General features: G+C 45.2%; 23 protein-coding genes, 2 tRNA genes and 1 pseudogene. 10 read left to right on the forward strand and 16 right to left on the reverse strand.

Annotation, left to right across the window (positions count from 1 at the left end; all coding sequences use genetic code 11):
- Positions 1 to 8: 8 nt before the first annotated feature.
- The 12 genes from BN102_RS04390 to BN102_RS04440 form a co-directional block, all read right to left on the reverse strand.
- Positions 9 to 1004 (reverse strand): AAA family ATPase, encoded by a 996-nt coding sequence (locus BN102_RS04390; RefSeq protein ID WP_019207877.1) that lies wholly within the window; start codon positions 1002 to 1004, stop codon positions 9 to 11.
- A 610-nt stretch (positions 1005 to 1614) separates the two neighbouring features.
- Complete coding sequence (locus BN102_RS04395) at positions 1615 to 2589, reverse strand: HU family DNA-binding protein (RefSeq protein WP_019207878.1); 975 nt, start codon at positions 2587 to 2589, stop codon at positions 1615 to 1617.
- A 9-nt stretch (positions 2590 to 2598) separates the two neighbouring features.
- Positions 2599 to 2871 (reverse strand): HU family DNA-binding protein, encoded by a 273-nt coding sequence (locus BN102_RS04400; RefSeq protein WP_019207879.1) that lies wholly within the window; start codon positions 2869 to 2871, stop codon positions 2599 to 2601.
- A gap of 79 nt (positions 2872 to 2950) precedes the next feature.
- A complete protein-coding gene (rimO, locus tag BN102_RS04405; RefSeq protein WP_019207880.1) occupies positions 2951 to 4249 on the reverse strand; it encodes a 30S ribosomal protein S12 methylthiotransferase RimO in 1299 nt (432 codons plus the stop codon).
- Complete coding sequence (gene ftsY / locus BN102_RS04410) at positions 4246 to 5211, reverse strand: signal recognition particle-docking protein FtsY (protein ID WP_019207881.1); 966 nt, start codon at positions 5209 to 5211, stop codon at positions 4246 to 4248. Before ftsY ends, rimO begins: the two co-directional genes overlap by 4 nt.
- 172 nt (positions 5212 to 5383) lie before the next feature.
- Positions 5384 to 5542, reverse strand: a complete 159-nt coding sequence (locus BN102_RS10700) for a DUF4295 domain-containing protein (protein ID WP_019207882.1) — start codon at positions 5540 to 5542, stop codon at positions 5384 to 5386.
- A 9-nt stretch (positions 5543 to 5551) separates the two neighbouring features.
- Positions 5552 to 5740, reverse strand: a complete 189-nt coding sequence (rpmG, locus tag BN102_RS04415) for a 50S ribosomal protein L33 (protein WP_019207883.1) — start codon at positions 5738 to 5740, stop codon at positions 5552 to 5554.
- An 18-nt stretch (positions 5741 to 5758) separates the two neighbouring features.
- Entirely contained in the window at positions 5759 to 6019 is a 261-nt protein-coding gene (gene rpmB / locus BN102_RS04420; RefSeq protein WP_019207884.1) for a 50S ribosomal protein L28, read from the reverse strand.
- Positions 6020 to 6118: 99 nt separating this feature from the next.
- Positions 6119 to 6625, reverse strand: a complete 507-nt coding sequence (locus tag BN102_RS04425) for a CinA family protein (protein ID WP_019207885.1) — start codon at positions 6623 to 6625, stop codon at positions 6119 to 6121.
- Between the two features lie 7 nt (positions 6626 to 6632).
- Positions 6633 to 7655: a tRNA (adenosine(37)-N6)-threonylcarbamoyltransferase complex transferase subunit TsaD gene (gene tsaD, locus BN102_RS04430; RefSeq protein ID WP_019207886.1), complete on the reverse strand. Its 1023-nt coding sequence runs from the start codon at positions 7653 to 7655 to the stop codon at positions 6633 to 6635.
- An 8-nt stretch (positions 7656 to 7663) separates the two neighbouring features.
- The gene (gene map, locus BN102_RS04435; RefSeq protein ID WP_019207887.1) at positions 7664 to 8518 is read right to left on the reverse strand and encodes a type I methionyl aminopeptidase; all 855 of its coding nucleotides are present in this window, start codon (positions 8516 to 8518) and stop codon (positions 7664 to 7666) included.
- Between the two features lie 68 nt (positions 8519 to 8586).
- Positions 8587 to 9255 carry an MgtC/SapB family protein gene (locus BN102_RS04440; protein ID WP_019207888.1) on the reverse strand — a complete coding sequence of 223 codons (669 nt, stop codon included), beginning with the start codon at positions 9253 to 9255 and terminating at the stop codon, positions 8587 to 8589.
- An 83-nt stretch (positions 9256 to 9338) separates the two neighbouring features.
- On the opposite strand from BN102_RS04440, the gene BN102_RS04445 reads away from it, so the two are divergent.
- A complete protein-coding gene (locus tag BN102_RS04445) occupies positions 9339 to 10154 on the forward strand; it encodes a Cof-type HAD-IIB family hydrolase (RefSeq protein ID WP_019207889.1) in 816 nt (271 codons plus the stop codon).
- Between the two features lie 103 nt (positions 10155 to 10257).
- On the opposite strand, the gene BN102_RS04450 is transcribed toward BN102_RS04445, so the two are convergent.
- Positions 10258 to 10641: a putative quinol monooxygenase gene (locus BN102_RS04450; protein WP_019207890.1), complete on the reverse strand. Its 384-nt coding sequence runs from the start codon at positions 10639 to 10641 to the stop codon at positions 10258 to 10260.
- 415 nt (positions 10642 to 11056) lie between these two features.
- On the opposite strand from BN102_RS04450, the gene BN102_RS04455 reads away from it, so the two are divergent.
- From BN102_RS04455 to BN102_RS04480, 6 genes are all read left to right on the forward strand, one after another.
- A tRNA-Cys gene (locus BN102_RS04455) sits at positions 11057 to 11128 on the forward strand.
- A 180-nt stretch (positions 11129 to 11308) separates the two neighbouring features.
- Positions 11309 to 11485, forward strand: coding sequence for a BF3379 family histone-like protein (locus BN102_RS04460; RefSeq protein ID WP_019207891.1), 177 nt, complete (start codon positions 11309 to 11311; stop codon positions 11483 to 11485).
- 215 nt (positions 11486 to 11700) lie between these two features.
- Positions 11701 to 16125 carry a DUF5112 domain-containing protein gene (locus BN102_RS04465; RefSeq protein WP_019207892.1) on the forward strand — a complete coding sequence of 1475 codons (4425 nt, stop codon included), beginning with the start codon at positions 11701 to 11703 and terminating at the stop codon, positions 16123 to 16125.
- A 12-nt stretch (positions 16126 to 16137) separates the two neighbouring features.
- Entirely contained in the window at positions 16138 to 16863 is a 726-nt protein-coding gene (locus BN102_RS04470) for a DUF5932 domain-containing protein (RefSeq protein ID WP_019207893.1), read from the forward strand.
- Positions 16853 to 17578, forward strand: a complete 726-nt coding sequence (locus BN102_RS04475) for an AbgT family transporter (RefSeq protein ID WP_019207894.1) — start codon at positions 16853 to 16855, stop codon at positions 17576 to 17578. Before BN102_RS04470 ends, BN102_RS04475 begins: the two co-directional genes overlap by 11 nt.
- A gap of 55 nt (positions 17579 to 17633) precedes the next feature.
- Positions 17634 to 17707: transfer RNA gene (locus BN102_RS04480), tRNA-Arg, on the forward strand.
- Positions 17708 to 18198: 491 nt separating this feature from the next.
- Here the strand turns inward: BN102_RS04480 and BN102_RS04485 are convergent.
- Together BN102_RS04485 and BN102_RS04490 are read right to left on the reverse strand one after the other, a co-directional pair.
- Positions 18199 to 18774: pseudogene (locus BN102_RS04485) on the reverse strand (epoxyqueuosine reductase QueH); the annotation flags it as partial.
- 2 nt (positions 18775 to 18776) lie between these two features.
- Positions 18777 to 20672, reverse strand: a complete 1896-nt coding sequence (locus BN102_RS04490) for an SLC13 family permease (RefSeq protein WP_021311638.1) — start codon at positions 20670 to 20672, stop codon at positions 18777 to 18779.
- 185 nt (positions 20673 to 20857) lie between these two features.
- Here BN102_RS04490 and menD point away from each other — a divergent pair, with 185 nt between their 5' ends.
- From menD to BN102_RS04505, 3 genes are read left to right on the forward strand one after another with little or no spacing between them, the layout of a single operon-like run.
- On the forward strand, positions 20858 to 22534 hold the full coding sequence (gene menD, locus BN102_RS04495; RefSeq protein WP_019207897.1) for a 2-succinyl-5-enolpyruvyl-6-hydroxy-3-cyclohexene-1-carboxylic-acid synthase: 1677 nt from the start codon (positions 20858 to 20860) through the stop codon (positions 22532 to 22534).
- Positions 22531 to 22923 (forward strand): hypothetical protein, encoded by a 393-nt coding sequence (locus BN102_RS04500; protein ID WP_019207898.1) that lies wholly within the window; start codon positions 22531 to 22533, stop codon positions 22921 to 22923. The genes menD and BN102_RS04500 overlap by 4 nt, the downstream gene beginning before the upstream one ends.
- Entirely contained in the window at positions 22920 to 23459 is a 540-nt protein-coding gene (locus tag BN102_RS04505) for a peroxiredoxin family protein (RefSeq protein ID WP_019207899.1), read from the forward strand. The genes BN102_RS04500 and BN102_RS04505 overlap by 4 nt, the downstream gene beginning before the upstream one ends.
- 308 nt (positions 23460 to 23767) lie before the next feature.
- On the opposite strand, the gene BN102_RS04510 is transcribed toward BN102_RS04505, so the two are convergent.
- The gene (locus BN102_RS04510) at positions 23768 to 25975 is read right to left on the reverse strand and encodes a DUF5686 family protein (protein WP_036787426.1); all 2208 of its coding nucleotides are present in this window, start codon (positions 25973 to 25975) and stop codon (positions 23768 to 23770) included.
- Positions 25976 to 26005: the final 30 nt, after the last annotated feature.

Here is a 26005-nt window from a genome sequence, read left to right on the forward strand (position 1 = left end):
GACGAACATCAAGGTACTTCGACCTTATTGAGAATTTTGCTGATAATCTCTTCGGACGTGGTATTGCTCGCTTCCGCTTCGTACGTCAAACCGATACGGTGGCGAAGCACGTCGTGAGCTACGGCGCGTACATCTTCGGGTATGACGTATCCGCGACGTTTGATAAACGCATAGCTGCGTGCAGCCAGCGCCAAATTGATCGAAGCGCGCGGCGAGCCTCCGAAGCCGATCAGGTCTTTCATCTGGGGTAGGCCATACTGCTCGGGGTATCGGGTGGCGAATACGATATCGGCGATGTATTGTTCGATCTTTTCGTCTACATACACTTCTCGGACCACCTTCTGAGCGACCGTAATGTCTTCCGCACGGACAACCGGTTTCATGTCGAGTGATTCGCCGCTGATATTCATGCGGATAATCTTTTTCTCCTCTTCTATTTTCGGATAGTCGATGACCACTTTTAACATGAAACGGTCTACTTGCGCCTCCGGCAGCGGGTAGGTTCCTTCCTGTTCGATCGGGTTCTGCGTGGCCATCACCAAGAAGGGCTTGGGCAAATCGAATGTTTCTTTCGACAAGGTCACTTGCCGTTCCTGCATCGCTTCCAGTAAAGCGCTCTGCACTTTCGCCGGAGCGCGATTGATTTCGTCGGCCAATACGAAATTAGCGAAAATAGGGCCTTTATTCGACAGGAATTTCTCTTCTTTCTGACTGTAAATCATAGTACCGATCACATCGGCCGGCAACAGATCGGGGGTAAATTGGATTCGACTGTACTTCGCATCGATTAAGGAAGCGAGGGTTTTGATTGCGAGGGTTTTCGCCAGCCCAGGGACTCCTTCGAGGAGGAGATGTCCGTCCGACAACAGACCGATCAACAATGATTCGACTAAATGTTTCTGACCGACGATTACCTGATCCATGCCGGCCGTCAAGTTGGTTACAAATGCGCTTTCTTTTTCTATCCGTTCGTTTAAGGCGCGGATATCGATAGCTTCTGCCATAATTCCTATGTTTTTTAATTATTTATTATTCGTTCTCGGTTGTCTTCTACAAGACCTTTTCCAGCTCTTTCAAAAAACAAGTCCAAAAATACGGCAATAAATTAACAGAGACAATTTATTTTTATTAAAAAAATAAAGTATAACGTCTATTTTAAACCTTATTGATTAAAGAACTTTAAAAGAGGTCGAAAACGGAGAAAAAAGGATTCGCTACGCTCTTTTTGTCCATTTGCGAAGACGACAAAAAGAAAAATCGGACGCCTCTTTGCAGTGCGTCGAGCGACGAGGGTAAAAACATATTTTTGTCCCCGCTGATCCACGCAGCAAGAGCTAAAATGGTTTTTTATGCGTGCCGATCGGAGCGACGAGAACTAAAATGGTTTTTTATGCGTATCGACCGAAGCGGCGAGAACTAAAATGAATTTTTATTCAAATCGATCCACGCAGCGACGCCAAAACTGAAGTTTTACTTCTGCAGCATGACGCTACGGCAGCGAAAACGACCATCTACCCTCGCCCACGGGCGCGGCAAGAGTCACGCGTCTCGATTCCTACCGAAACTTATCGGCGCGGAAGTTGAAGCGAGGGACGGGGACGATCAGACGTGTTATTATCGCTTCGGTCGCAATTCGGGAATTCGAAGCGTCATTCCCGGCAAAACCCGGTGGACATTCTGCAGGAGCTGTTCGTTGTATTTCGCAATATACGGCCACAATTTCTTATCGCCGTAGTATTTATAGGCTACTTTGGCTAAGGTTTCCCCTTCGTTGAGCGTATAAGTTATTTTTAAACCGGTGATGAGATAGTCCGTCGTATCGGCGATCGACTCGCCCATCGGCTTAACGGCCGAGGACCTCAGATTTGTCGTCGTATTTTCGGTATTTTTCGTCTCAGCCGGTAAGGAAACGAGTTTCGACGAATCGGTGAAAGAAGCGCCGACGGCCATATCCGTTTCGTTCCCGACAATATGCTCTGCCGGGAGTATACGAATCGATACTGGCAGCGTTTTTTTTCCGTTCGAAAAGAAATGCCACGCCGCGATACCGGCGATCGACAATAAGATGCCGACAAGAATCATCCGAAGATAGGTTTTCTTTTTCGGATGATCGAGAGTAGCCGTCACAGCTTTTTTCTCGGAAATGAGGAGCGCGTCGTCCATTCGTTCCGGTTGTTCTTCGTCAGAATCCTTTTCCTGTTTCACCCAATCCGGTTCCTCCGTTTCGGAAGCCGACGGCACCTCCTCAACGTCGGCGAGCCGCGTCGTTTCATGGATTACGACCGTTTCGAAATGGGCGAAAGGCTTATTGATCAGATCTCTCAATTTCGTGTCGGGAGTAAAGGAAACTTTACGATGACTGCTGATTTCGATCCGCTCCCCCGTATTGACGTCGACACTTTCACGAGGGCTCACTTCAGTCAGTTTAAAAGTGCCGAAATTTTTAATCTTCACATATTGGTCGGCTGCCAAAGCGTCGACGATTACATCGAACAGGATCTTCACAAACTGTTCCGCCTCCTTACGCGCGAGATGCTGTTCCTTTGCGAAAAGATCTATGATTTCCGATATGGACAATCTTTCGTTCATAGCCTTTCTTCATTTAAACTTTTCCTTTAAGGCAGCGCTCGGTTTAAAATTGACTACCAATTTGGGGGGCACCAGCATTCTTTGTTGCGTCAGCGGATTGACAGAGATACGCTCCAATTTCTTCTTCACTTCAAAAGCGCCGAAATTACCGAAAACCAATTGATTCCCCTCCTGCAGCTTCGCGGCGAACACATCGACGACCGCAGTGACCAATTGACCGGTATCTTTGACAGTTTTCCCCGACCGGTGTGCAAGCTCCGCTATGAATTCTTTGTTATTCAAGGCAAAAAGAATTTTAAATTCAGTCGCAAAGTAGCAATAAAAACAATCATTCCCAAATTATTTTCGAAGAAACAGCTCTTTAGCATACTTCTCCGAACAAATCGTACTCGTCGGACCCGATGATCTTCACGGGATAGAATTGGCCTGTCTGCAAGTTCTTTCCTGCGACCTTGATCAGGACTTCGGGATCCACTTCGGGAGAATCGAATTGCGTGCGTCCTACGAAGTAGGCTCCTTCTCTCCGATCGATGATGGTTTTAAAGACTTTCCCTATCTTGGTCGCATTGAGTGCTGCGGAAATGCCTTCTTGTATCCCCATCAGTTCGTCCAATCGATTTTGCTTCACCGTATGGGGAATATCGTCCGTATAACAGTTCGCGGCATAGGTTCCCTCTTCTTCCGAATAGGCAAATGCACCCATTCGATCGAATTTCGTCTGGCGGACGAATGCTTTCAAGGCTTCGAAATCCGCATCCGTTTCACCGGGATGTCCGACCATCAACGTAGTCCGGAGATGAATCCCCGGCACTTCCTCCCGAAGTTTTTGGATAAGATGTAAGGTCTCCTCCTCGGAAACATGCCGGCGCATGCGCTTCAACATACGATCGCTGATATGCTGCAAGGCGATATCCAAGTATTTACACACATTCTCCCGTTCGCGCATGATGGTAAGCAATTCGAAGGGGAAATGCGCCGGATAAGCATAATGCAAACGTATCCACTCCACTCCCGGGATATCGGATAGACGTTTGATCAGTTCGGGCAATTTCTGTGAGCCGTACAAGTCTACTCCATAGTAAGTCAACTCCTGTTCAATAACTTGAAATTCTTTCACCCCCGTCGAGACCAATTCTTTCGCTTCCCGGAGAATCTCTTCCATCGGGCGGGAACGATGCGGGCCCGTAATGGCGGGTATCGCGCAATAAGAGCATTGACGATCGCAACCTTCCGCTATTTTCAAATATGCATAATGTTCGGGGGTTGTTATCGTTCGGTCTAAGGATAGTTCCGCCTGATAGACTTTGCCCAGATCGGCCAGGAGTTGGTTCCAGTTAAATTTTCCGTAAAACTTATCGACTTGCGGGATTTCGCTTCGCAGCTCTTCCATGTAGCGTCCTGAAAGGCACCCCATCACGAACAGTTTCTTCAGATGTCCCTTTTCCTTCGCCTTGCAAAATTCGAGGATCGTACGGATTGATTCTTCTTTCGCATCGCCGATGAAGCCGCAGGTATTAATCACCGCCATCTCTCCCCTTGGCCGCTCCGGATCATGTTTCACTGTATATCCGTTTACTTCCAACTGCCGAATCAATCGTTCCGAATCGACCAAATTTTTAGCACATCCTAAAGTGACGATATCGATGGTGTTTCTCTTCATTCTGCTTTCGTAACACCGAAAAGGGAATTTACAAATTCCGCTTTGCGGAATACTTGCAAATCCTCCATACCTTCGCCTAATCCGATGTATTTTACAGGGATTTTGAATTGATCGGAAATACCGATGACAACACCCCCTTTAGCGGTTCCATCCAATTTAGTGATAGCCATGGAAGTGACTTCCGTAGCTTTAGTAAACTGTTTCGCTTGCTCGAAGGCGTTCTGTCCCGTCGAACCGTCCAACACCAAAAGTACTTCGTGAGGCGCACCGGGAACCACTTTGTTCATGACATTTTTTATCTTCGTCAGTTCATTCATCAAACCGATTTTATTATGTAGACGCCCCGCCGTATCGATCAGTACGACATCCGCCTGATTCGCCACAGCCGAACTCAACGTATCAAATGCCACGGAAGCGGGATCGGATCCCATTTTTTGCTTGATCACAGGTACCCCGACACGCGCTCCCCAGATGTCAAGCTGTTCCACAGCAGCTGCACGAAAAGTATCGGCGGCACCCAAATACACTTTCTTTCCCGCTTTCTTATACTGATAAGCCAACTTTCCGATGGTGGTAGTCTTCCCTACTCCGTTTACTCCGACCACCATGATGACATAAGGCTTTTTGTCCGTGAACGCAGAGAAATCGGTCGTATTCACGGCGTTATTCTCCGTTAGCAGGCGAGCGATCTCCTCTTTTAAAATATCGTTCAACTCCTGCGTACCGACGTATTTATCCCTAGCGGCACGGTTTTCGATCCGCCTGATAATCTTCAGCGTCGTCTCGACCCCTACATCGGAGGTGACAAGTACTTCTTCTAGATTGTCCAAAACCTCGTCGTCCACCTTCGATTTTCCAGCGACGACTCTGGCTATTTTACCGAAAACGCTTTCTTTCGTCTTGGATAAGCCTTTATCGAGCGTTTCTCTTTTTTCTTTCGAGAAAAAGTTGAATAATCCCATTCGATACCTGTTTATAGATTGTATGATGACAAAGATAGTGCACGCCCCCAAAAACGCCAAATTTATTTAGGCTTTTCCCGAGAGCGTTCGGCATTTTCGTATGATAACTTATAAAAAAATTCCTTCCATACGAAGCGATGAAAGGAACATTTTTGATTTGTAACTGGACTTTTTATTTCTTAAAGAAATCCTGTACCTTTTCGTTCGGAATCATTTGTTCGTCGAAGAAGTAAGCGCCTGTTTTGGGCGACTTGACCATCTTGATCACTTTCGTATACGAGCGCCCCTCCTTAGTATTACTATGCAAGGTTGCCACTACTTTTTTAGCCATACTGTCAACTTATTTAATTTCTTTATGAACTGTTACGCGTCTCAAAATAGGATTGTATTTTTTCAATTCCAATCTTTCCGTAGTATTTTTTCTATTCTTGGTAGTAATGTAACGAGAAGTTCCCGGCATACCGCTATCTTTCATTTCAGTGCATTCCAGAATAACCTGCACCCTGTTTCCTTTCACTTTCTTAGCCATAGCTTATCTCTACTTTTATTATCCGATAACTTTGATATCTTTCCAATCGCAATATCCTTTTTCCACAGCCTCGTTCAACGCTGCGTCAAGGCCCTTTTTATTTATCACACGCAAGCCGTTAGCAGAGATCTTCAAGCTAATCCAGCATCCCTGTTCTACGTAATAGAACTTCTTTGTAAACAAGTTCACATCAAAGACACGTTTTGTCCTTCTTTTCGAATGCGAAACTTTGTTGCCTCGCAAGGCTTTCTTTCCCGTAATTTGACAAATCTTCGACATCTCTATCTAATTTTTATTTTTCAAAATCGTAATCCTTCCAAAACGGAGTGCAAAATAAACACTTTTCTCCATATCAAACAAGAAAAAAGAAAAATAATTCTATTTCTCGTTCTCTTTTTCTTCGTTTGGAAACAATTTTATTAACAACTGCAGCGCTTTTTCCGTTGCATAAAGTACATTCAGCTCTCTCCCGTTATCGCCTTCTAATTTTTCGGTGATCACCCGATCTCTACAAACTGCAGCGATCCAAATCGTCCCCACCGGATTCTCCGACGTTCCTCCCGTCGGCCCGGCAATGCCTGTAGTAGCTATGGCACAATCGGAATTCATCGATTTCATCGCTCCTTTTGCCATCTCGACCACCGTCTCTTTGCTGACCACTCCTTTGGTTTGCAAGGTTTCGCGACTTACTCCCAACAACTGCTCCTTCGCTTCCAATGAATAGGCTATCACACCTCCTTTATAAAATTGAGAACTTCCCGGAATAGCCGTGATCGATGAGGCTAACAACCCGCCGGTACAACTTTCCGCCGTCGATAAGGTCAGTTCTTCTCTCCAGAACAAATCGTTTATTTCTCTACTTAGGAATTTACTTTCTAACGACATATATTATCTATTTTATTGTTACTCTCGAATAAGCCGGCAGATCTATACTGCAAAAATCGCTGTCAAGGTATTTAAGATAACCAGTGATCGCAATCATGGCAGCATTATCCGTCGTAAATTTGAATTTAGGAATATATATCTTCCAACCGTATTTTTCCGCCTGTTCGCGGAAAGCGTTTCTCAATCCGTTATTGGCGGATACCCCCCCTGCGAGCGCTACTTGGTTGATGTGTGTATCTCGAACCGCTCGACGCAACTTATCCATCAGCATATCTACGACCGTATGTTCCAAGGAAGCTGCTAAATCATTTTTATGATGTTCAACGAAGTCGGGATCCTCCTTTACCCAATCTCTCAGCGAATAGAGGAAAGAAGTTTTCAATCCGCTGAAGCTGACATCATATCCTTCGATATGCGGTTTATTGAACACGTAGGCCTGGGGATTTCCCTGTCGGGCCAATTTATCGATGATCGGTCCGCCCGGATAGCCCAGCCCCATTACCTTCGAACACTTGTCGATCGCTTCGCCGGCGGCATCGTCGATCGTCTGCCCCAGCACCTCCATGTCGTTGTAGGCATTCACCTTGATGATTTGAGAATTACCTCCCGAAACCAACAGACAAATGAACGGAAACGCAGGCTGCTCGACGACCTCATTCGGCTCTTTGATGAAATTCGCGATGACGTGCGCCTGCAGGTGATTGACATCGATCAACGGAATGTCCAGCGATCTGGCCAACCCCTTGGCAAAGGAAACGCCGACCAGCAACGACCCCATCAAGCCCGGCCCTCTGGTAAAAGCAACGGCATTGAGCCGGCTCTTATCGACGTTGGCCTGCTTCAAGGCTTCCGAAACGACGGGCACGATATGTTGTTGATGTGCTCTCGAAGCAAGTTCCGGAACCACGCCGCCGTAAGCCATATGAACCGCTTGGTTCGCCGTAACGTTCGAAAGCAAAACGTCGTTTTTCATAACCGCCGCAGACGTATCGTCGCACGACGACTCTATACCTAATATATAAATGTCCATTATAAACTTTAATATGTCAGAATTTCCAATCCGTGATCCGTCATGACAAACGTATGTTCCCATTGAGCGGAAGGCAGTTCGTCTTCGGTGACGACAGTCCAGCCGTCTTCCGAATCGATGAATACCTCCCAAGTACCCATATTGATCATCGGTTCGATAGTAAAGACCATTCCCGGAACCAGCAGCATACCCGTCTTGCGCTTTCCGTAATGCAAAACGTCGGGCTCTTCGTGAAACTTCAGCCCGACGCCATGTCCGCAGAGATCGCGGACGACGGAGAAGCCGTTTTTACGAGCGTGTTTATCGATGGCATAACCGATATCTCCCACGAAACCGAAAGGTTGGGCAGCTTGCATTCCTATCTCCAAACATTCTTTCGTTACCTCCACCAATTTCTGTTTCTCCGGTGTCGTCCTGCCGATGACGAACATGCGCGACGCGTCGGCATAATAGCCGTCTAAAATAGTGGTACAATCGACGTTCACAATGTCTCCTTCGCGAAGCACTTCGAACTCATTGGGAATGCCATGACAAACGACTTCGTTGACAGAAGTACAACAACTTTTCGGAAACCCTTCGTAACCCAACGTGGCTGGAACGGCTCCATGCGCCACGGTATAATCGTAAACCAATCGATCGATTTCCAACGTAGTCATTCCTGCATGGATCTCTTCGGCTACCAAGTCAAGCACGCCTGTATTGACGACCCCACTTTTGCGGATTCCTTCGATTTCTTCCGGCGTTCTGATCAAATTCTTTGAAGGACATAAATAACCTTTTGCTTGAAAAGAGAGAACTTTTCGATCGAGCGGCGTATACTCCTCTCCCTTGGGTATAACCCAATTATTTTTTCTGCCTCGCATTATCCATAAATTTTCAAAACGCAAAGTTAATAAGAAAAATGATTTATTCTATTTCCACATGGAATTTTCTATTCGATGCGGGTCACCATGATATCGTCGAAGGTCTGTAACAATTCCATGATGCTGTCGTCTTTGCGCGATTTCTTCGACTTGATGACGAGGCTTACCGCATAGACGATTCCTGTCGCGCTCGTCTTTTCTTCCAATTGATAGGATACGACCACATAATCTTTTGAGTTGAACAGTTTCGCCAATTTATTGAGCGTTTCTTTTTTAGCGGTTATAAATTCGACGACCGAGCTCTTCATGCTCACGTTTTTGAAAACAAAGGTCAAAGCCTCTAACCCGATCAAAGTCAGGATCATGGCGGAAATGCCCAACACGTACATGCCTGCTCCTATGGCGAGGCCGATACCTGAAGTCGCCCAAAGCCCTGCCGCCGTAGTCAGCCCGCGAACGATCTGGCGTTGCAGGATAATGGTACCCGCCCCGATAAAACCGATGCCGGTAACCACTTGAGCGGCTACCCGACCAGGATCGTACCGGATTTGATCCAGATGACCGGATATCACTTCCGTAAATCCGTATTGCGAAATGATCATCATCAATGCGCTTCCCAAAGAAACCAGGAAATGCGTACGATAACCGGCTTCCTTCGCCCGATATTCCCGGTCTAATCCGATCACGCTGCCCAACAAGGCTGCCACAAACAGTCTCAATATAAATTCTCCTGCCATAATCCATTGAATCTATCGATGCAAAAATACTCAAAAAACAAGAATAATTACTATCTTCGCACCGAAATAATATACAACCTCTCATGAACTATAAGCTCCTTGCATTGGATCTGGACGGAACGCTCACCGATAGCCGGAAAGAAGTAACTCCTCGCACACTGGTCGCACTCCTCGAGGCGCAACAACGCGGAATGCGGATCGTCATCGCTTCAGGGCGTCCTCCACACGGTGTCGCTCCAGTGGCTGACCTACTGCAACTCGATGCGTACGGAGGTTTCGCGCTCAGTTTCAACGGCGGAGAAATCAGGAATTGGGAAACGCGTGAGATCGTTTATCGAAAAACCATCGACCCGGCATACCTACCTTACCTTTATGCATGCGCCAAAAGCCGTCGGCTGGCCATCGGAACATTCCACCATGCCTTCTCGATAACCGAAACTCCTCACGACAAATATATCCGGCGAGAGGCGAAGATCAGTAATCTGACGGTGAAAGAAGTCTCCGATTTCCTGTCGGCGATTGATTTCCCCGTCATCAAGTGCATGATTACAGGTGAACCAAACGAACTCGCTCTCTTGGAGAAAGAGATGCAAGGACACCTTCAGAGCAAGCTAAATGTATTCAGGTCGGAACCTTATTTTTTGGAGATTGTGGCGGAAAGTGTCGACAAGGCGAAATCGTTAGGCATACTGCTGAATCACTTAAGTTTGAGGCGTGACGAACTCATTGCCATAGGCGATGGCTATAACGATGCGTCGATGATTCAATTCGCCGGATTGGGCATCGCCATGGCCAACGCGCAAGAGGAAGTCCGCAAGCAGGCCGACAGAATTACGCTTTCCAACGACGAAGAGGGAGTCGCCGCCATCGTCGAACAGCTGTTGGACGGAACGTTGTAAATACCGAAAAGCGAATGTCCCTTATTTCAAACATCCGCTCCTCGCCAAATCGCTACTGATTCTGTCGTTCTTCAGAATGACTCTTCGGAACTCGTAATTCACCCTATTTCGCCTGTTTGAATACCTGAATACTCATTTCGCCCATGCTCTGCAGCTGCGGTACAATGCGGGTGAAATGAGGAGCAGTAGAGTGAATGTCGAGAGATGACTGATCTTGCCATGTTTCGAAAATCATCATTCGGTTCGAATCACTGGCATTGATAAACAAATCGTAATCGATGTTACCGACATCTTTCTTGGAAAATTCGACCAATTCCTTGCTCAGGGCAATGGCCGCGTCACGTACCTCGGGTTTGACACTCAACATACAGTTGATACGAATGATACTGTCGGTGGGAACTGCTTCGGCAGACTGCCGATCCATTCTGGGGGTGCACGACATACATAACACCGCCATCAGCGCGATACCTGTTAATACTTTTTTCATTGGATGTAAAATTAAGTTTCTTTTCGTCTGCAAAGTTAGCGTATTCCTGAATAGGATAATTAGGAAAAGTGATTTTTTATGCCAGGATGTATGCTCGATATAAAAAAAATATTCACTCTCCGACAAGGATGAAATCGATCATTCGACGGCCAAACTCGCTTAATACGTCTAAAATTCGCGACCTCAGTTAAAATCAAAATATCTTCAATGGAATTTGTTACGTCGTAACAAGGATAAAACATATGTCAACCCTCTCGTACTTTTCAACTGTATTTTCCACATCCTCAGATTTCCCTCCATAAAAATTTTCATTTTGGTCTGGAATCTACACCGAAAAAAAAGAAGAGGAAGATTTGGTTGTTCGAAAACAACGACGTATCTTTGCACCGCGATGATGCGACAAAAGGAAGTATCCGGTACCTTGGATGAGTGGCTTAGTCAGCGGTCTGCAAAACCGTGTACGGCAGTTCGAATCTGCCAGGTACCTCAAGTGACTACGCCAAAATTTTGTTTTGGCGTAGTCACTTTAAATAGAAAAAGTTGGTATAGAAAGCCGTTTAAAAACTTTTTCTCTCATTTTTTGCCAAAAACGTAAAACAATCGAGGAAAAATAAGATGCATTAAATGGAAGGTACTCATTTTAAATAAATTTTAACACTAAAAAGAAATGAATGAATTGATTGAAAAATTTAGAGAATTGAACGCTACATTTTTTAAAGATGCCGATGCACAGTTAACAAAAGGTAATAAAGCTGCCGGAACTCGTGCTCGTAAAACTTCCTTGGAGATCGAAAAATTGATGAAAGATTTTAGAAAAGCTTCTTTAGAAGAATCCAAAAAGTAATTTTTTGACTAAAGAAAAATTGAAAAAGGACGTATCGGAAAAATAAATAAACCGAGCGTCCTTTATTTTATTATGACATTCCTACTCTACCTGTCTTTCATACCTATCTTTTCGGGGTGTCTTTACAAACAAATCAGCACAATTCATCTTTTTTATTAACCTTTTGCATTGATTTTCCGTATCTTTGTTTGGCATTGGCAGGCGAAACATGGATTATGAAGAAACAGGTCTTACTTTCGGGGATTGCATGGGGTATAATAACTTGTATTTCTTTTTCGTGTGGAAGAGGAAAGAACGATTCTTTGTATCAGAAGATAGATTCGTTAAATCAGCTTGCTTATCATTTGCATTATATCAACCTGAATAAGTCGGCAATTGCAGCGGATGCAGCTTATAAGCTATCGGCCGATTTCCCGTCCGAACGTGCCGAAGCATTGAATAATAAAGGTTTTTGTTCCTTTATCCGGATGGATTTTGACAAGGCTGAAAAAGAATTCAAAGAGGTATATAACGTGACGAACAACGAGTTGGAACTGCTTGTCGCAGACATCGGATTGATGAAGATTTATCAACGTATCTCCATGAACAAGGAATTCTACGATCACAGGAACAGTGCGATACAACGGATGAAACGTATTTGGGAAGATGCCGTTTCTATTGCTGATCCTAAGGAATGGAAGAGATTCAACTATGCGTGTACGGAGTTTGCTATCACCTCGGGGATATACTACTATTATCTGCAACAGGAGAGCCAATCGGTCGAAGAGATCAATCGTATTAAAGAAGATGATGCATTAAAAAGCGACACGGCGGAATTGCTTTACTATTACTATATGCGCGGCTCGGGCGGCATGTACGAATCGGAGACGCCTCAAGAGGTCGTATTAGGCGAGTTCGATTACCTGTTCGAGTGTTATAATATCGCCCGCGAAAAAGGTTATATATACTTTGAAGCTAACAGCCTGCAAGCTTTTGCCGAACAGTTTATGGACGAAAAGAACTATCAGCTGTTATTGAAACGCCGACCGACCATGATGCGTATGCTCAATACGCAAGAGCTCCCTTGGAATAAATTGATCCTATCCATGGCGAACGAGGCGTTGCAGCTGTTCAAACGGTACGGCGATATGTATCAGATATCAGGTTCATACCGAACGTTGGCTTCATGCTGCAATGCATTGGGAAAATACGACGAAGCACTCGTTTATCTGACCGAAGCATTGAATTATGTAAACAAGCATCATAAGAAATATTATCATCCGAAAGATTCAACCGACCGATTGGAAACGTATGTCCCGCATTCCTCAAAGTCCAAAGAGTTGGAATGGAACAGCAAGGGGATCAAAACCGTGCACGAATGGATCAACAGACTGCGTGAACAGTTAAGCGTAACTTATGCGGCCTTGGATATGAAACCGCAATCGGATTATAATCGGAATGTCTACTTAGACCTGCTGAATTATACGCGGCAGGACAAAGAATTGGAAAGCAGGTACACGGCCTTGCAGAAAGAATCCAATCAATTGAACATCATTATGGGAATTGTCGCCGCAAGCATTTTGTTCCTGGTATCACTATTTTTACTTTTAAACCGTCAATGGAGAATTCGAAACGCCGCTTATACGGAAAAGTTGAAAAAGACGCTGGAGATATGTCAGCGTATCACGTCGGCGATTCCGACGGATGCCAACGAAGTATCTGACGTGATAAATTCTATGCTGTCGGCAGTGAAAAATGAGATATTAAAGTTAGTACAGGGAAAGGATTTGACGATCCTTGTCCAAAGGAAAGGATCCGATGATGACGTTCTGTATAATTTGTTGTGTAGCAAATTCCTGTTAAAAGCTTCTTCCACGGATAAAGTAATCGGAGAAGTACGATTATATACGGAAAAAAAACTGAAAAACGATGATAAAGCGCTGATGCATGTCATCACCCCATATATGGCCTGGACTATTGAGAACGGGTTGACTTTCATCTCCTTAGGCGCTGAACGCAAGATGCTGGAGAAAGAGCAATATGTGCACGAACGGCACCTGATGGAGAACAAACGCCAGAATATCGTCAAGAAAGCGTGTCTATTCATTGTGACAAGTATCATGCCGTATATCGACCGCATCCGGAACGAAGTGCACAAACTGATCGCCCTGGATTATATCCATAATGAAAAAATAAAGCAAGAGAAATACGTCTATATCGACGAGCTGGTGACGAATATCAACGAATCCAATGACATCCTCGCCCTATGGATCAAGATGCGACAGGGTATCTTAAGTCTGAATGTAGAAAATTTCGAGCTGAATCCCCTGTTTGACATTTTGAAGAAAAGCCGAAAGACTTTCGAAATGAAACGCCAGCAACTTCATATTCCTCCTACGGACGCGGTAGTCAAGGCAGACAAAGTGCTGACCCTATTTATGATCAATACGCTGATGGAAAACGCCCGCAAGTATACGCCGCAAGGTGGAGAGATTGGCGTATATGCTACCCAAACCGACGACTATGTGGAAATCTCGGTTGAAGATAATGGTCCTGGACTTTCGGAAGAAGACCGCAAGCGCATCTTGAGTGAAAAAGTTTACGACTCGAAAAAAATCGGTTTGCAGACCAGTAAAGATGCGACCGAACTGCAAAAAAACAAAGGATACGGCTTCGGCTTGATGAACTGTAAAGGTATCATCGAAAAATATAAGAAGACCAATACGCTCTTTCAGGTGTGTACTTTCGACATAGAAAGCCGATTAGGCAAAGGAAGCCGATTTTTCTTCCGTTTGCCGAGAGGAATTAAGAAATCAGTCGTCATGCTGCTGCTTGTCTTGCCGTTCGTGGCTTCTTGTACGAAAAAACGGATGGAGCCGCTGGCAAAGTCGTTCGGCCCTGCCGATTCCATTCAGTACAACGACCCGCTTCTGAATCAGGCCGACCGGTATGCCAACCGAACTTACGACTGCAATGTACGGGGCGATTACGAAAAAGCCATCATGAACGCCGATACGGCCCTTCTCTACTTAAACGAACATTATCGGAAATTCAGCAAGCGAAACGAACCTCTGGCCACGTTGAAAGGTGAAGGGCAAACAGCCGAATTGCAGTGGTATAACCATCATTTTGCAACTGATTATTTTATCTTTTTAGACATACGTAATGAAGCCGCCGTCGCTTTTCTGGCACTGAAGGATTTCGATGCTTACCGCTATAATAACGCAGCGTATACTTCGCTCTATAAACAGACCAGTAAAGATACCTCCCTCGAGTTCTATTGCCAGAAGATGCAGTTATCATCGAATGCCAAAACCATGGCGATCGTCATTTGCATCCTGTTGCTTATCGCCTTCTTCATCGGTTATTATATCATGTATTTCCATCATCGATTAACTTATCGGTATGATTTGCAACAAGTACTCGAGATCAATAAGCAAATATTCAAAACTCCTTCGTCGACTCTTCGGAAAGAAATACCGGAGGATACCGTCGTCGCCCAGTTAGTTCATGCCATGTCAGAAGGAATGAACGAATTGATCTCTTACGACCGGTTGGGTTTAGCCGTATGCAATGAAGAAAGCCACACGATCCACTATGCTTTTGTACCGAATAAAACGATGGAAAGAGAAGATGAACCGGATGAGATGAAAGAGATGATGAATCGGTGTTATCAATCGAAGATGGCTTATTGGACGGAAGGGAATAGACTGAAAGTCCTCCCCCTATGGGTGGAAGCGGGCGGAGAAAACCGTTGTATCGGCGTCCTCTCCCTACAATACGCCTATGATAACGAACGAGAAGACGATCGGCTAATGGTGGAATTGGTGGCAAACTATATGGCTATTATCGCCTATAACAGCATCGTGCTTATTTCGCGGAAATATCAAGACATCGTGAGCGCTCAGGACGAAGCGAACAGGGCAATCTACGAAGAAAATCAGCTTCATGTGCAGAACCTGGTTTTAGATAACTGCTTGTCGACCATCAAGCACGAAACTATTTACTACCCGAATAAGATAAAGCGCATCATAGAGAAAATGCTCGTTCAACGAAACGGAAAGGAAGAGAAAAAGGAAATAGAGACGGTATTCGATCTGATCAGCTATTACAAAGACATTTTTACGATACTCAGTTCGTGTGCGGCTAAACAGATCGAAGAGGTAACTTTCCGAAGAGAGGTGATCGAGGCGAAAGATCTATCTGTTTACGCAACCAATTATTTTAAGAAGAAAGCTAAAAAACTTTCTTTTTGTCTGGAGCTGCAAGTTCAGGTGGAAGAGATTACATTGTCCGGAGATGAGGTGGAATTGAAATTCCTGTTGGAAAATCTGATGAATGAAGCTTTGGACTATGAAGCTGACGGAGTGTTGAAGCTGCATATACATCGGGAAAACGATTTTGTCCGGTTTGATTTTACGGATACCCGTCGGGCGAAGACACAGGAAGAACTCAATTTGCTGTTCGACCCTCACCTCTCGCGGATGCGTCGCGAAGACGAAGGCACCTTGATAGGCACGGAGTATTTGATTTGCAAACAAGTGATACGGGAACACGATGAATATACCGGAAAAAGAGGTTGCAGAATAAACGCTCAAGCCGCATGGCCGGAAGGATTTACGGTATGGTTCACGGTGCCTGTCGCGTCGAAAAAGAAATAAATAATCAAAAAGATGAATATACGTTTTAAAGTAATTATCGTAGAAGATGCCAAGTTGGAATTGAAAGGTACGGAAGAGATATTCCGCAACGAGATTCCAACCGCCGAGATTATCGGAACGGCAATGACGGAAAAAGAATTCTGGGAACTGATGAAAACGCAAATTCCCGATTTAGTTCTGTTGGATTTGGGATTGGGCGGATCGACTACCGTCGGGGTAGACATATGTACCCGACTGAAGAAAAACCATTCGAATATAAAAGTGCTTATCTTCACCGGTGAAATACTGAATGAAAAATTATGGGTGGACGTATTGGATGCCGGCGCCGACGGCATTATTTTGAAAACCGGCGAATTGCTGACAGCCATCGACGTGCAGGCCGTTATGGAAGGCAAGCGCATGGTCTTCAACGAACCTATTCTGGAAAAGATCGTTTCTCGCTTTAAAACGTCGGTTTTGCAGGAGCAGCGCCGTCAGGAAGCCATCATCGAATATGATATCGACGAGTACGACGAACGCCTGTTACGCCATTTAGCTTTAGGGTATACCAAAGAGATGGTTACTAATTTGAAGGGGATGCCTTTCGGAGTTAAATCCATAGAAAAACGACAGAACGATTTGGTCAATCGACTGTTCGGCCCGGAAGACCGAAACGGGGTAAACGCCACCCGATTGGTGACACGCGCTTTCGAATTACACATATTGGATATCGATAATTTGGAGCCGGATGAAGCATAACCAACGTCAGTTCCTCCACATCGCCACCCTCTTCTTCCTGTCGACCATTGGAATCGCTCTTCTCTCGTGGATAGGAAATACGTACGAAGCCGACGGCGTGCAAAATCTATGGAGTGCGGAAGGACTTCGTTTCCTTCTTCGGAATGCGGTCAGCAGTTATGTCGCCACGCCTGCTTTGGGAATTGTGATCATCCTCTTCATGGGGCTCGGCGTGGCCAGCTACGGAGGAATGCTCCAAACACTATGGAATCTCGTCACCCGGCGGAAAGCATGGTCGCTTAAAGAACGGAGAGCCTTGATCCTCTCGCTTGTTACATTACTAATCTATACGTTGCTGATCGTCGCGGTCACCTTCACGCCCTGGACGTTATTACAGAACGTCACCGGTACGTTGCACGATTCTCCTTTCACGAAAGGAATTTATTATATCGTGTCTTTAGGTATCGGGGCGGCCGGCAGCGTTTATGGATGGGTATCGGGAAGGTTGAGAACGGATAGGGATGTGATCCGAGGCATGGGGAGTTTATTCATTCGTTGTTACGATTACTTCATCGTTTTGTTTTTCATTGTTCAATTCTTCCTATGCTTGAATTACACGAATCTGCCCCTCCTCTTCGGTTTGGATACCGGGACGATGCATATCGTTTTTCAGTTATGTTGTTATCTGCCGTTGTCAAGCATGCTTTTTCGGAAGAACGACCATCAGATAAAATAAAAAATACTTGCGTTTCTCGATGAAACGCCCTATCTTTGCCCCACTGTTCAAGGCTGGATCCGTAGCTCAGTTGGATAGAGCAACAGCCTTCTAAGCTGTGGGCCAAGGGTTCGAATCCCTTCGGATTCACTGCGAGCATACTCGAAAGGGTATGCTCGTTTTTTCAATATCATGCCTCTTTCCGAAATCACAACCTGCCGGACAGGTTGCCGGACGTGTCCGACAGCACAAATAACCTCATCGTTTACGCGGGGAACCTATCCGTTGAGGTTCCAAATCCCATCGTCGACGTCCAAAATAGAATCGTTTACGTTGGGGAACCTATCCGTTGAGGTTCCCAACCCCATCGTCGACGTCCAAAATAGAATCGTTTACGTTGGGGAACCTATCCGTTGAGGTTCCGAACCCTATCGTCGACGTCCAAAATAGAATCGTTTACGTTGGGGAACCTATCCGTTGAGGTTCGAGACGTCAACGACGGGATAAAAGACCGAAACGGAGGTATCCGGAACGTCATCGGATAGGTTGAGGAACGTCATCGGATACGTTATAGGACGTATCGAGGGAGGATAAACAGCGTCGCTCTTGGCTTCCGTCTTGGCCCGCCGATGCATTATGGCTTGCCGCAGACTGAACTCACAGCCGCAATACTGTTGATTATAGAAATTCATCTCTTTGACGATGGCGCTGCGTCGATCGCTCAGTCCTCCCTTCCGCCAATTCTGCGCCCAAAAGATGACATCGGGATAATCGGCGACGGCCAGTTTTCCCGCCTCAATCACCTGTCCCAATGATTTCCATCGACTGGAAGCCAATGTCGTGGTCATCACTTTATAACCGTTTTCGTGGGCGTACAGGGCGGCACTTGCCAACCGATAGGCAAAACATTTCGAACAGCGGACGCCGCGTTCGGGCTCCTGTTCCAATCCCCTCATCCGTTCGAGCCAATGCGGGTGATTATAGTCGGCATCGATAACTTGCAAACCGAAAGAGTCGGCGTACCGAATGCATTCTTCTTTACGAACGACATACTCCTGCTCGGGATAAATGTTCGGATTGCAGAAATACAGCGTAGGTCGTACTTCGTTCTGCATCATCCACTCGATAATGGCCGAAGAACAAGGGGCACAACAAGTATGCAACAAAACCTCTTTCACGTCGAAGGGGACTTTGATTTGAAACGTTTTCCTGCCCATCTTCAATTAAAAGGAAATAATAAGGGCAATACGAATATCATCACGATTCCCATGACGATTTGCAGCGGCAACCCCACTTTGATATAATCCATGAACGTATATTGCCCCGCCGACATGACCAATGCGTTGGGAGGAGTCGAGAAAGGCGATGCGAAGCACATGCTCGCCCCCAATGTGACGGCGAACAAATAAGGAACCGGGCTCACTCCTAACGAGAGCGCGCTTTGTAAAGCGATAGGCGCCATCAAGACGGCTGTGGCCGTATTGCTGATGAACATGGTCAACAGCGAAGTAGTAAAATAGATGCCGGCTAACAAAGCATAGGGGCCATATCCCCCGATGCTGTCCACTAAAGAGTTTGAAATCCAATGGGAAGCACCGGTTTTTTCGAGCGCTAAGGACATCGGCATCATGGCTGCTATCAGGATGATGCTTTCCCAATTGATGGTTTTATAGGCAGCCTCTACATTGCGGAAACAACCGGTGAGTATCATCAACAAGGAGGCGATTAAAACCGCTGTCACCGGAGCGACAGGAATAAAGTCCAAGACCATCGTCAAAATCATCAGGATCATAATGGCGGCGGCCAAGGGTGCTTTATAGTCGAGCGTCACTTTAGCCGCTTCATCTAAAGGTTGGCCGAGAACGACGAAATCGTCCGATTCCTGACTTAATCGCGCGATGCTTTCCCATGTTCCCTGTACCAGAAGCACGTCGGCGCTATGAATCTTCTCGTCTGCGATGTCTCCTCTCAGATATTCTTTTTTCCGCTGAATCCCCAACACGCTAATATGATATTTGTCTCTGAAGTCCGATTCCTTTATCGTATGATTAATGAAGCGCGAAGTCGGCATCAATACGATTTCGGCAATACCCAAATCATAAAAGGCCAAGGAATGAGAGAAGTCCGTGCGTTTATCGTCCCTCTCGAGCAGTTCCAAGGAATAGTCTCGTACGAATTCTTGCACGTTCACCATCTCGCCTGTGACGAAGAGCAGGTCGTTATCTTGCAACACAGTTTCTCCGTAAACGAATTTCTGTTCGATATTGCGGAAAATACCTCGCTGGGGAGTATCTCCGCGTCGGACTTCCAAGATGTTCAGATTGTATTTCTTTCGGATGTCAAGTTCTACGATAGTCTTTCCATGAATATAAGAAGAAGAGTTTATTTTGATTCGCGCCAGATTATTCGATAAGCCGTATTCCTTTACCAGCTGCGATAGAGATTTCCTTTGATTAGCTTTCGACCGACCTTCGTTTTCCTTTCTCGAAAGAAAAATCTTGCTCAAGGGAAGCAATACCGCAATTCCCACCACAATAGCGACGATGCCTACGGGGAAAAACGTAAAGAATTTCAAATCGGTCAATCCCGTATATGCAGGAAGCACCTTATAAATTTCAGGCAAAGAAGCGGTTAAAGTCTGCCCGATAATCATGTTCGGAGGCGTGCCGATCAACGTCATCATCCCTCCCATGCTGCTGGCAAAAGCTAAAGGCATTAATAACCTGCTCGGATTGGAGTTGAAACTCATTGCCATACTAACTACGATCGGCAGCATCAACGCCACCGTTCCCGTGTTGCTTACGAAAGCACCGATACCGGAAGTGACCAACATGACCAAAAGAAATAGTCGAGTCTCGCTGTTTCCCGCCAGTTTTAACAATTTGGAACTGATCACTTTTGCCAGGCCCGTTTGAAAGATAGCTCCTCCCACGATAAAGAGGCCAACCATCATGATGACGATTGAATTGGAGAAGCCCGAAAGAGCTTCTTCCGGCGTTAAGATTTGAAAAACGAGTAAGGCGACCAATGCGCATAGAGCGACGATATCCGATCGGATCCTTCCGTGAACGAAAAAGATAGCAGACAGAATGAGTAGAATAATTGTTATTAGCATAATCATCTATTGCGAACAAACAGTATTTGAATAAGAACATGACCATCGTCATTATCAGGAAAGTTCTGGTTTTTCTTATACGGCACAAATTTAGAAATTATACGCGAAGAATCTGAAAGTAAAACAAAATTCTTTCCTTTTCTTGAAGATTAAATATTATTTTTGCAAGAAATATAGCGGAACGAATGTACAGTGACAAACGAAATATTCTCCAACTGATCGCATTGCTCAGAGCTCACGGGATAAAAAAAGTGGTGGTCTGTTCGGGTGGGCGAAACGCCCCCATCGTTCATTCGTTGGCACAAATGGAGGATATTATCTGCTATCCGATGACAGACGAGCGGAGTGCGGGTTTTTTCGCTTTGGGCTTATCACAACATGGAGGCAGTCCGGCGGCGGTCTGCTGTACATCCGGTTCGGCGTTGCTGAACCTCTATCCTGCCGTCGCCGAAGCGTTCTATCAGCAAGTTCCGCTAATCGTCATCTCGGCTGATAAAGGCGCGGCATGGATCGGTCAAATGGACGGACAAACGATTCCGCAACCCCGGGTATTCGGCAAAATGGTAAAATCTTCCATCACCTTACCCGAAATACAGACCGAAGAAGATGAATGGCATTGCAACCGGCTTATCAACGAAGCCATTTTGGAGACGAACCATCACGGAAAAGGGCCGGTACATATCAACGTGCCTATCTCGGAACCCGTCTATCGTTTCGGTACGAAAGAACTTCCTCAAGTCCGAGTAATTGCAAGGTATCAAGGATTGAACCCATACGAACAGGATTATAATAAACTGATCGACCGACTGAATACCTACCAGAAACGGATGGTCGTGGTAGGGCAAATGAATTTGATTTATCTTTTTGAGAAGACATACGTCAAAGCACTGTTCAAACATTTTGTGTGGTTGACGGAAAAACTGAGCAATCGAACCGTTCCGGGCGTCCCTATCTACAACTTCGATAGGGCTATTTATACTTTGACGCCGAAACAACAAGAAACGATGACACCCGAATTGCTCATTACTTACGGTGGCCACATCGTTTCGAACCAATTGAAGAAATTCTTGCGGAAACACCCGCCTAAGGAACATTGGCACGTCTGTACGGATGGCAAAATTGCGGATACTTACGGATGCCTGACTTCGGTCATCGAAATGAACCCTTTCGAGTTTTTGGAAAAAATCGCTTTCCTGTTGGAGAACCGGGTTAACAACTATCCAATGCTATGGGAGCATTATTGCCAAACCATTCCGGAACCGATGTTCCCCTTTTCGGAAATGTCGGTTATCGGGAAGACGCTCAAGGCGCTCCCCGCTTCATGCTCTCTGCATTTGGCCAACAGTTCGACGGTAAGATACGCTCAGCTGTACAGCATACCCCCCGAGGTGGAAGTCTGTTGCAATAGAGGGGTGAACGGCATCGAAGGCGCTTTGTCGACAGCCATCGGTTATGCCGCTGCTTCCGATAAGCTGAATTTCGTCATGATCGGCGATCTGAGCTTTTTCTACGACATGAACGCCCTCTGGTCGGCACACGTTAAACCGAATCTTCGCATTCTCCTTATCAATAACGATGGCGGAGAACTCCTGCATCAGCTTCCAGGGATGGAAAAAGACTTCCGATCCCGTGCTTATGTCTGCGGAGAACATCATACTTCTGCGAAAACTTGGGCGGAAGACAGAAGTTTTGAGTACGTCTGTGTTTCGAATGAGACAGAACTGGATGCGGCGCTCGCCGTTTTCACTTCGACCGACGCGAAAGAACATCCCATGCTGATGGAAGTGTGGACGAACAAGGCTTCGGATACGGCTCTTCTGAAAGAATATTATCGCAGTTTAAGAAAAAAGGAGGAACTATGATCGAGAGGGATTTCATCATGCGACTTATCCGGCAGTTTATGGCAGCCCTGTCGAGATTCTCTGAAAAGAAAAGCCAACAGGATGACGAAGAAGAAATAAAAAAACTGTATGAAACTTACCTGGGTTCGTACGACTTTTATCATATCTCGACATGGGATGAGGTGATGAAATCGTTTGGACAATATCCAGAGCAAGAACGGATGTATCGGATGGAAATGCTGGCCGAGCTCTACTATCGGGAGGCGGATCTGAAGAGCGAACCTCTGCGGGAAATGCTTCTGGACAAAGCGTTTAATCTGTTTTCGTTCATCGACGAAAACAGTAAAACATACTCCATGGATAGAAAAACTAAGATGAACGATATAATAACCAAAATAAAGAGCTCATGAAGAAGAATGTTTCAATGAAATCCGCGATAGCGTTTGGGGTATCGGCCCTGTTGACTTTTTCCCCTGTTCATGCGCAAGACGACGATGCGAAGTACGCAACCGATTTATTAAAAGTCGGAACGGAGGCCCCCGATTTCCGCCTGCATACTCCCGATGGAAAAACGCTTTCTCTAAGCGATTACAAAGGTCGATACGTCGTACTCGACTTTTGGGCATCCTGGTGTCCGGATTGCCGGAAAGATGCGCCGAATGTGGTCGCCACTTACGAGAAATACAAAGATAAAGGAATCGCTTTCATCGGTATCTCTTTCGATACGAAAAAAGAACATTGGATAAATGCCATCGAACAATACCGAATGCAGTATCCGCAGGTGAGCGAATTGAAGAAATGGCATGATACCGTCATTTCTGACCTGTACCGGATCAAATGGATCCCTGCCCTGTACTTGATCGACCCGGAAGGGAAGATCGTTCTCGGAACAGTTTTATCCGAAAAGTTGAATGCCAAGCTCGCGGAAGTGACGGAAAAGGAATAAATGTTGTTCCGATCAGGCCTTAAGCCCCAAACCTCTGCGTTTTTTCCCAATAAGACACTTGATCGTCCGGAGCTATCGATACGAACGGTTTCAAATTCTCTTAATTGGTGACTCCACTGGTGCACCCTGATCGGAATCGTTCCTGTGCTCGCGACACTGCACATCATCGTAGTTGCTCGGCCTAAAGCACAAGCAAAAAAATTCTGCAAACCGTATAGCGAAAAAGCTTAAAATTTCTCATGAACCTTATAATCAAAAAAAGAAGAACCGAATTTATCGAAAAACAAACAGCATGATGATTTTATGTTCTAATCATTGAACAACTCGAAAGTAAACTTAAGTCCGAAAGTTTTAAATTTACCGCTAATATTGTTGAGGAATGCCCCTACATCGAAAATATGCGTTCCTATTCCGTAGCCGAACTCCGCATAAGCGTGCATTTGCGGCATGCTCAGCAATCCGATGTACAGGCGCTCCTGTTGAATACGACTCAACCACTTGTTGAAAGGTTTTAAAAGGATGAAAGGCGATTCGTAAGTAGCATGAGCGCGAATATATTTGCGAGAAGAGTTGAACCACTTGCTTTCAAGCAACTGAAAAGTCCCCCCTATTTCGTCATTCCAATCTTCCGGGATATTATGCCGTCGAAAGTTTTGGAAATCGATGAAATACATACCTTGGTGTTTGGTAAAGATACCTCCTCCGATCCGGTATCCGAGACTTCGGATACCGCCCAGCTTCATGTTCTGCTGCAGATCGAACTCCCAACGTTCATACTCTCCGTTGCAGCCGAATATACCTTTTACTCCTCGTTCATAATCTAACATAAAGGTGGGTAGGTCCGAACCAATATTCATCTTGCGTTTGCCGTTCATGTAATAATACAAACTGGGAGTCCATTGAAGCTGAACGCGAGGAGCGCAGCTGTTGTAGGAATAATCGATTTCCCGAATCTTCGCCCATTCTTTTGCTGAAACGGGATGCTGCAATTCTACATTCGACTTATTGATTAAATGGCGCCAATGTATGGACACACCGGTTTTAACGGTTAATCCGTTGACGACTTCTATGCTGTTGAATAAAGTGAAATTTATGTCTCTGAAATAATCCAAATCGTTTTTCTTCAAATTGAAAGTGCCTTCCGGGAATTGCTTTAACTGGTCGAGGATCATACTGCTGTAAATGCGATTGCCGTTTCCGATATGCAATTCGAGCTCTCCCTGCTTTTCAGGCCAATACTGGTATTCTGTATCCAATTTGACGTATAACTCTTTACTTTTGAAGTTGTAACCGAATTGAGGGACGATGCGGATCAACCTTTGAGTATTCGTGAAAAAGCGATTATATTTGAATTTTTGTCGATAAGAAAATCCTCTACTATGACTGTAATCCAACATGACCGGATTGATTAAAGGCGAACACTTGACGCTTCCTATACCCGACAAATTGACATAATAGCTGTTGATCAAAGCATCCCCCAACTGTCCCCAAAATTCATTCGCCTTGTTTTTCTTTTTCATCGATTTGAATACCGATTCGCCGTTCCGCAAGTGCCATCTGGCGTACAGCATATCCTCATCGCTTTTCAAGGGATACGGACGATGGAGAGAAAAATGTTTCTCATCCGTAATCAGATGAGCAGTGTCACACGATAGTGTATATGAATCCGTCTTATCGTGATGATGCTTATTTCTACGTTTTCGAATTTCATCGTATTTGCTGTATAGTTTGATGTTCTTGTATTTCATCCAAGCATCACCTCTCATTTCAAGGTCGTTCCCTACAAATTTAAAACGCAGATTCATATCGTAATGAACAGGTACGAATTCTTCGTTGTCTTTGGTGCCCATATCAACTTTGATCTTAAAGTGAATCACGTCGTATATGCCTTCGAAATACAGACTGCGAATGCTCCATATTTGATCGCTAACCCACATATAGCCGCTTACCAACTGCGTACTTCGGAACTTTGGAATGATCAGAATTTTATATTGGACGGAATCCAGAGAACCGCAGATGGAATCCAATAGATAAGTATAATATTTACTGTTATCCTTATCGAGGGGCGAAAGGATCTTGTTCGTCATCAAAGTGGCGGAATAGATATTCAGGTTAATGAAGTCGTAGATATCCGCAATCTGCCCTCTGTTTCGAGGAAAAGTACTGATAAAAGCTTTTACTTTCCGGTCGTAAATATTTGGAGCCGTATAATGGATTTCGCTCAGAGATTCACCGATATATTCCTTCACTCCTTTTTCGAAACGAAACATGGAAGGAACATACCGGATCAAATGATTATACTTGTGAGTTAATAGATGAGCTTTCAAATAGAGATCAGCATCGTACTCGTCTATGACGCGGGAATATAGTCGAGCATATTTAAATATGTTATACAGAATCGTATCGTTTACGATAACTCTATCGGGCAATTCTATTTTTTCTTCCTTTGCTTGACTTCGCTGAGGAATGAGCATACATACCGTACCGACGAATAGAATAAAGATAGATTTCTTCATGCTAAATTCTTTATCGAAAGGCAAAGATAC

This window comes from Phocaeicola abscessus CCUG 55929 (assembly GCF_000312445.1).
GTDB classification, from domain to species: Bacteria; Bacteroidota; Bacteroidia; order Bacteroidales; family Bacteroidaceae; genus Phocaeicola; species Phocaeicola abscessus.